This window comes from Wolbachia endosymbiont of Drosophila leontia (assembly GCF_028981785.1).
Taxonomy (GTDB): Bacteria; Pseudomonadota; Alphaproteobacteria; order Rickettsiales; family Anaplasmataceae; genus Wolbachia; species Wolbachia pipientis.
The window spans coordinates 1-7901 of the sequence record NZ_JAPQLK010000005.1 but is presented as its reverse complement, the minus strand read 5'-3'; the positions used below and the strand labels follow the sequence as shown (position 1 = coordinate 7901).

Genomic DNA, 7901 nt, shown 5'->3' with positions numbered 1-7901 from the left:
TACCAATTTTCTATGGCGTCATTGATATAACAAAAAATGCTTCCTCTTTCTTGGAGAAATTTGTTATATTTATGGCAGTTACTGACTCTCATTTTTTGTGGCATATTTTTTCTTCAACAGTTAAATGGCTATTTATAATGAATTTTGTCAGTAACTGCCAGTTCTTTTCACTTGAGCGATGCAACAAAGCCATCCCAGTGTCGACTACCTGGATGACACCATTTATTGTAAGGACTTACCTCACATTTACTCTATGATTATCTTTTTAGATCACCTTGTCTACCTATTTTGCCACTCTGCTGAACGGATACAATTTATTGCTATTTTTGTTTACAATAATAATATTGAGCTATAGAATTAGATCTAAAGGGGCAATTAGCTCAGCTGGTAGAGCATCTCGTTTACACCGAGGAGGTCGGCAGTTCAAGTCTGTCATTGCCCATTTGCTTAACTGAATGTTAGTATTATTAATTACTTCAATTAAAGTATAAAAAATGCAGGATAATATAGTACCAATCTCAATAGTAAAAGAGCTGGAAGATTCTTATCTCTCCTACGCAATGAGCGTTATCATAAGCCGGGCTATACCTGACGTACGGGATGGATTTAAACCTGTTCACAGGCGCATATTATATGCAATGTCAAGAGCTGGATTCGATGCCGGTAAGCCATATAAAAAGGCAGCTCGTATAGTTGGGGATGTAATGGGAAAATATCACCCACATGGTGATGCAGCTATTTACGATTCCTTGGTTAGAATGGCTCAAGATTTCTCTCTTCTTTTACCGCTTATTGATGGGCAAGGTAACTTTGGTTCGATAGATGGAGATCCACCAGCTTCAATGCGATACACAGAAGCAAGACTTCAAAAAGTGTCGCACTTTTTACTGAATGATATTGATGAAGATACAGTTAATTTTAGGCCAAACTACGATGGAAATGAAACAGAACCAGTTGTGCTGCCTGCAGAGTTTCCGAATCTATTGGTAAACGGTGCAAGTGGTGTTGCAGTTGGTATGGCAACCAATATTCCTTCTCATAATCTTGGAGAAATAATAGATGCTTGTATATTATATGTAGATAATCCTGAAGTTACTTTTGATGAGTTACTTGAAGTGATGCCAGGGCCGGATTTCCCAACTGGGGGAACGATTCTTGGAAGGTCTGGAATAAGATCAGCATTTGCAACGGGTCGTGGATCAATTGTTGTGCAAGGCAAGACTCACATAGAAGACCTGCCACAAGATAGGCAAGCAATAGTGATTGATGAAATACCTTACCAGGTAAACAAAGTAAAATTAATTGAGAAGATAGGTGAGCTTGTAAAAGAAAAAAGAATTGATGGCATAACAGAAATTAGGGATGAGTCCGATAAGTCTGGTATTAGAGTAGTAATTGACCTCAGAAGAAATGCTGAGGCAAGTTTTATACTTAATCAAATATTGGGGCTAACTCCACTAAGAAGTAGTTTTAGTGTTAACACTTTAGCGCTCAATAACAACAGGCCTGCTTTGATGTCGTTAAAAGAAATCATAGCTGCTTTTGTTGACTTTAGAAAAGAAGTGTTAATCAGGAGAACAGAATTTCGTCTAAGAAAAACGAGAGAAAAAGCTCATGTATATATAGGGCTCTACATTGCGGTCCTCAGCATAGATGAAGTGATAAAAATCATCCGCGGTGCAAAAGATCCTGCGGAAGCAAGTAGAGAACTTTTAAATAAAGAATGGAAAACTTCGAATGAAATCAACACTATTATTGAGTTGATTTCAGATAGCGCAAGCTTTTTGAAAGATGGAGTGTATAGATTAACTGAGCTACAAATTAAGGCTATCCTTGATATGAAATTGCAGCGTTTAACAGGCCTTGAAAAAGACAAATTAGAAGCTGAGCTAAGTTCAATGATCAACCTGATAAAAGAATATATCGCTTTTCTTGGCTCAGAAGAGAAGTTGATGAAAGAAATAAAAAACAATTTACAAGAAATAAAGAACAGATTTGCTGTGCCGCGAAAAACTTCAATAGAAGAGTCAGACGCGGACATTGAAGCTGAAGATCTAATTCCACAAGAGGATATGGTGATAACCGTAACTATGAATGGTTATATCAAGCGTGTAAAACTTTCTCACTACAGAACTCAGCGTCGTGGTGGAAAAGGAAAGCTAGGACAGGGATTAAAAGAAGAGGATGTAATCACAGAATTATTTGTTGGAAATACCCATACTAGCTTTTTATTCTTTTCTAACATTGGTCGAGTTTATAGATTAAAAGTTTATAAGTTACCTCTTGCAGAGCCAACCGCACGTGGAAGAGCACTTGTTAACATATTTCCGCTTAGCGATGGTGAAACTATAACTAATATCATGCCATTGCCAAGTGAAAATGACGAAAATCAAAACATAGTTTTTGCTACTGCCTATGGAAACATAAGGCGTAACTCCTTAGCGGACTTTCACTATATTCCAAGCAATGGAAAAATAGCAATAAAGCTCGATGAAGGAGACAAATTAGTATCGGTTAAGGTATGTAATGAAATTGACCATGTTTTACTTTCAACAACGCTTGGAAAAAGTATCAGATTTGTTGTAAGTGATGTGCGTCAATTTAAGAGTCGCAATTCAGATGGCGTAAGAGGTATCAAACTTGTAAAGAATGACAGCGTGATATCCATGACCATATTAAATGGGATAGGTGTAGCAACAAAGACAAAAGAACTTTACTTAAAAGTTCCACTTGCAAAAAGACTGGGGACTGCAATTAATAACTCCATTGATTCTAAATTGGAAAAGACTTTGAATGATTTAGGAATAGATAACGAATTATTCTTAAAACTTGCAGTGAATGAGGAGTTTATATTAACTATTACTGAAAATGGCTTTGGTAAAAGAACTTCTGCGTATGAGTATAGAGTAACTAACAGGGGTGGTGTTGGTATCACCAATATTCTTACTACTAGCAGAAACGGTAATGTTGTTGCTAGTTTTCCAGTTGAGCAGGGTGATAATATAATGCTTATTACAGGTAAAGGAAAGTTAATTCGCATTTCGGTCAATGAGATTAGAATTGCAGGACGCAGCACTCAAGGAGTCACTCTGTTTAAAACAGAAAGTAGAGAAAAAGTGGTGTCAGTAGCGAAAATTGAAGATCCTGATTCCACTGAAGATAGTATTTTTGAAGTTGAAAACTCTATCGCTTCTTAACCGTAGTATAGGTTAAACAAAAAGCGCAAGTTTTTGTTGATTAATACGCAGTATTTAAATTAAAATATATACTTATGGCTAAGTAAAGATCAATGGACAAAAAATTAACTAAAAATAAAAAACCACTGGCAGACAAAGAGGATAAAAAAACACCTCCTGTTAAAGATCTTACTAAAAATAAGAGTAGGAGAGATTTTATAACATTAACTACATGCGCTATGGCAGGTATAGGAGCTGCAAGCGGACTTTGGCCACTGGTTAAATCTATGAATCCTTCTGCTGAAGTTCTAGCAACTTCCACAGTGGAGGTGAATTTGTCTGGAATTCAGGAAGGACAAGGAGTAAAAGTAAAGTGGCAAGGTAAACCAGTATTCATTCGTAGACGCACAAAGCAAGAAATTGAGGCTGCAAGAGCTGTGAATGTGAAGAGCTTGAGGGATCCTCAATTAGATGAGCAGAGAGTATACGAAGGAAAAGACGAATGGTTAATTATGCTTGGAATATGTACACACCTTGGGTGTGTACCGGTTGACCACGCTACAAGAGATGGTAATGGTTGGTTCTGTCCTTGCCACGGTTCATATTATGATACATCAGGCCGAGTGATTGGGGGTCCTGCACCGAAAAATATGGCTGTACCTGATTATTTTTTTCCCAGTGAGAATGTTGTGGTAATTGGCAAGAAGGCTTAACGGAACTCGTTAAAAAAAACTCACAGGATCAACATCTATTATCACTGCAATACTCGAATTCAAGTTACAATTTTTAATCCAATATTTCAGCTTTTTTTGTATAGATAAACTGTGTTTATTGTGTATTTTTAATAATACCCTATGCCGATACTTATTATTTAAAAAATTTATTGCTGCTGGTGATGGGCCAAGAATTTCAAATTCCTTTTTGTCTACACCTACATTTTTTTCCTGGATACAAGTAGTTAAGCTACTTGGATGACAAAGAAGAGATTTTACTATTTCATTCGCTGCTTTTTGTGTTGCAATCTGATTCTTACCACAAATTATAAGCGCTATTAATCTGCTAAATGGTGGCATTTTGGCTTCGCGTCTTGACTTAAGTTCGATTTCATAAAATGAGTCTCTTTTTTGATGCAGCAATGCTTTTATTATTGAACTTTCAGGATTATTAGTTTGCACTATTACCATTCCTTTTTCATTAAACCTTCCTGATCTGCCTGCAACTTGGTGCAATAATTGATACGTCTTTTCCGCTGCTCTCAAATCAGAATTTTCGAGACTCAAATCTGCATTCACTACTCCAACCAAAGTTAATTTGGGAAAATTGTGCCCTTTAGCAATTATTTGTGTGCCGATTATAATGTTCACCTCTTCTTTCAATATCAAGTCAATTACGTTACTAACCGACTTCTGATCGCTGCTTATCATCGCAGTTTTTGCGTTTGGTATTAATTTCACTATTTCTTCAAGCAACCTTTCAATTCCTATGCCGTAGAGGGACAATGGCTGTTCACTTTGGCAATTAGAGCATTTTTCTGGAAGTTTCAATTGATAAGAGCAGTGGTGGCACAAAAGAGCATTTTTTTTCTTGTGATATGTAAGCCAAACAGCACAATTTAAGCAGGAAATTTTATATCCACACTTTTTACAAATTGCCAGTTGTGCATACCCTCTGCGGTTTAGAAAAAGCATAACCTGCTGTTTTTTCTCTATGGTTTGTTTGATGCTTTCAAAAAGCTCAGAGGAGATCCATTGCTTGTTGTTCCTCATATCTACTACTTTAATGAGTGGCAATTCTGCACCACCAAATCGTTTAGTTAGCTTTACATGATTGTAATTCCCGTTTTTAACATGATGAATCGTTTCAAGCAGTGGAGTAGCTGATGATAAAATAATCGGAATATTTTCAAATTTGGCTAAGATTATCGCCATATCTCGAGCATTATATATAATTCCCTGTTCTTGTTTAAAAGATGAGTCGTGCTCTTCATCAACGATAATCAATTTTAGGTTTTTATAAGGCAAAAAAAGCGCTGACCGTGCACCAATAATTATCTGCGCATTTTCATTCGCTATACTGAGCCAATTATTCCGGCGAGTTTTTGGAGTGAGCTCTGAGTGCCATTCAACTAAGTTTTTTGATATCTGACCATGAATACGGTTTACCAATTGTGAAGTTAAAACAATTTCAGGCAAGAGGATTAGCACTTGCGCATTACCTTCTCCTGATGTCATTTCAACATATTCTGGTGTCATACTAGTACGTGGCAAAGACGGTATGCTAAATGTTATAGTGGGTTTTGCCTTGAGTATAAAGGTGTCATTCCAGTGCTTGACACTGGAATCCAGGAATTTTGATTGTAAATTAGGTATTTGTTTTAAGTTAAAATAAACATTTGTAATGAGGTTATATGAAAAACTGGATCCCAGTGTCAGGCTACTCGGATAACACCCTCTTGGTAGACCCAAATCACAATGTTCGTACAGTTGTGTCTCTGGGCACTGGGATGGTAAAGTCTGAGCAGCATTTGGAACGGCAGTGTAATTCTTAATCAATTGTGCAATCACAGAGAGATAAACTTCGGTTTTTCCAGACCCGGTCTCACCGTCAAGCAAAGTCACTGAATATTCGTTCAAATTGCTGATTATTTTATCACTAGCTACCTGCTGTTCAGGACTCAATTTGCAGCTTATTTCACTTGTTTCCTGCTTTTGTTCAACACAAACCAATTTATCTATGTGATTTACTTTTAACACTCCTCCCATTATCACTTTGGCAAGCATACCAATAGGTATCAAGTTGTATTGCGCAACCCACTCTGCAAATGCAATCAATTTTGGTCTAATATTTGGTAAATCGATTTTTTGCTCAATAAATTTTAATTCTCGGTTACTTTTATCACTGTATTTCCAAACTATTCCGATTAAGCGTTTTTTGCCAAATGGCACTACTACGTAATCTCCAAGTAAAATCTCAGTACTTTCCTCAATTGCATATGAAAATAACTGATCAATTGGAAGTGGTAGTAATACGTCAACTGTTTTTGCCATAGTGATTGAGTTTAACATTGTTTTAAAGAGCTTGTAACTTTATTAAGCTTGGCAATATAGATGAATCGGTACAGAGAAAATCTTAATGTTTAACACATTTTTCATAGTACAGACCGTATGATTGATAAATAAAATGATTTATAGAATTTGTGGAGGCTACCAATGGTCAACGACAAGATTACTTTGAACTTTGAAATAGAAAAAGGCGAACCTATAGATCGATACTACTTTTCTGCACATATAAAGCTTACAGATGAAAGCAAAAATCTTTTGCGGGAGAAGCTTGGCAGTACAATTCAATTCGGTAATCTAGATGATCACTTCAATCTTAACCATGAGAATCTTTATATCTACTACAACAAATATAGTGAGCACAATGGTAGAAGTGAGCTACACGTTAGGGATGATAACGGTAAATATTTAACCTCCAATCTTCCACTTAATTACTATGGATTCTCAATGGAACTATCACCTGACGGAGCGTCAATTGCAGATTATGGTTTTTATCCTCTGTATGCAATCTATAACCCAAATCACTATGATAAAGCAAAGGAAAAAGTATTTGATGATCACGGTGAATTGTCACCAATTGCATCAAATGTGTTAGATAATTTTTTAAGCAACACAAATAGCTTAACCACACAAGATATATTACAAAATGTATTCTCACAACTGCAGAAGAAAGCTGATGAAGAAGCAGAAAGATTGGCAAGAGAAAGAGAAGCAGAAAGACAAAGGGAGGAAGAGTTAAATGAAAAGAACGAGGAGTTAAAAGAACTTGTAGAAAAGGATGAGATTAAAATATTCAAAGTGGTAAAAGGTAATGATTTAGGTAATGGGCATTCAGCAGTAGTTTTACAACTTGATGGGGAAGAAGGTGACAAGATACCTCTCGACTCTAGTAAATACTACATAGCAGAGTATAGACACCACCCAGAATGGGAAGGCGATGAATATTTAAATTTTGTTAGCCCTGATAGTGATATGCTGGTTAATTATGAAAACTTATTTTTTGTGCTCAATCAAAGCTCCTACTCAGACTTTGAAAGTGGGTTTTATTCAGAAAACAGAACCGATCCCCATAATTATGCTAAATATTCAAAGGAATCATATTTGAGTGGTGACCAGCTATCTGAAAAATTATCTAATGAATTGGAGGAAGATAGCAATCAGATAGGTACTGAATTTACAATTGATGATGAGCAAGTAGACGAAGAAGTTGTGGTAGAGAGTGAAGCCAAGTCTGGGGAGAAAGGAACGGTTGGTGAGGATAACGCAAAAAATACTATACAGGAAGAAGAATCTAACTATATAGATCAAATGCAAGCGGATGATAGCAGCAGTTATAAACCAGCTTTGCAAAGCAATCGGGATGATTATGCTGATACGAAAAAAGCTCTGCAGAAAAAATTGCATGGAGATGAAATACACAAGCAAAGTAATGAGAAAGCTCAAAAAGATATAGAAGTAAAAAAAGTAACTGTGGAAACTGACAGTAGCAGTAATAAGACTGAAAAACAAACAGAAGATGAACAAGAAACTGTTATGGCAAGTGTGATAGAAAATATGGATAAAAATTCTGATATTGAAGCAGAAACTTCTAAGAATCTGTTAAGGATCTCGAAAATATGAGGTAAAATAAGCATAGTTAAGAAAGAGGCATATCTATGCAAAAAAG

The 7901-nt window shown here is 36.1% G+C and carries 4 protein-coding genes, 1 tRNA gene and 1 pseudogene; 4 read left to right on the top strand and 2 right to left on the bottom strand.

Annotated features, from left to right (window positions below):
* A pseudogene (locus tag OZD63_RS06205) lies at nucleotides 1-104 on the bottom strand (IS5 family transposase); the annotation flags it as partial.
* Nucleotides 105-369: 265 nt separating this feature from the next.
* Between OZD63_RS06205 and OZD63_RS00155 the strand changes: the two are divergent.
* From OZD63_RS00155 to petA, 3 genes are all read left to right on the top strand, one after another.
* Nucleotides 370-442: transfer RNA gene (locus OZD63_RS00155), tRNA-Val, on the top strand.
* Between the two features lie 52 nt (nucleotides 443-494).
* Nucleotides 495-3197: a DNA topoisomerase (ATP-hydrolyzing) subunit A gene (gene gyrA / locus OZD63_RS00150; RefSeq protein ID WP_275007759.1), complete on the top strand. Its 2703-nt coding sequence runs from the start codon at nucleotides 495-497 to the stop codon at nucleotides 3195-3197.
* Nucleotides 3198-3289: 92 nt separating this feature from the next.
* The gene (gene petA, locus OZD63_RS00145) at nucleotides 3290-3889 is read left to right on the top strand and encodes a ubiquinol-cytochrome c reductase iron-sulfur subunit (RefSeq protein WP_274979405.1); all 600 of its coding nucleotides are present in this window, start codon (nucleotides 3290-3292) and stop codon (nucleotides 3887-3889) included.
* A 9-nt stretch (nucleotides 3890-3898) separates the two neighbouring features.
* On the opposite strand, the gene priA is transcribed toward petA, so the two are convergent.
* A complete protein-coding gene (gene priA / locus OZD63_RS00140; RefSeq protein ID WP_275007757.1) occupies nucleotides 3899-6241 on the bottom strand; it encodes a replication restart helicase PriA in 2343 nt (780 codons plus the stop codon).
* Nucleotides 6242-6385: 144 nt separating this feature from the next.
* Between priA and OZD63_RS00135 the strand changes: the two genes are divergently transcribed.
* The gene (locus OZD63_RS00135; protein WP_275007755.1) at nucleotides 6386-7855 is read left to right on the top strand and encodes a hypothetical protein; all 1470 of its coding nucleotides are present in this window, start codon (nucleotides 6386-6388) and stop codon (nucleotides 7853-7855) included.
* Nucleotides 7856-7901 lie beyond the last annotated feature (46 nt).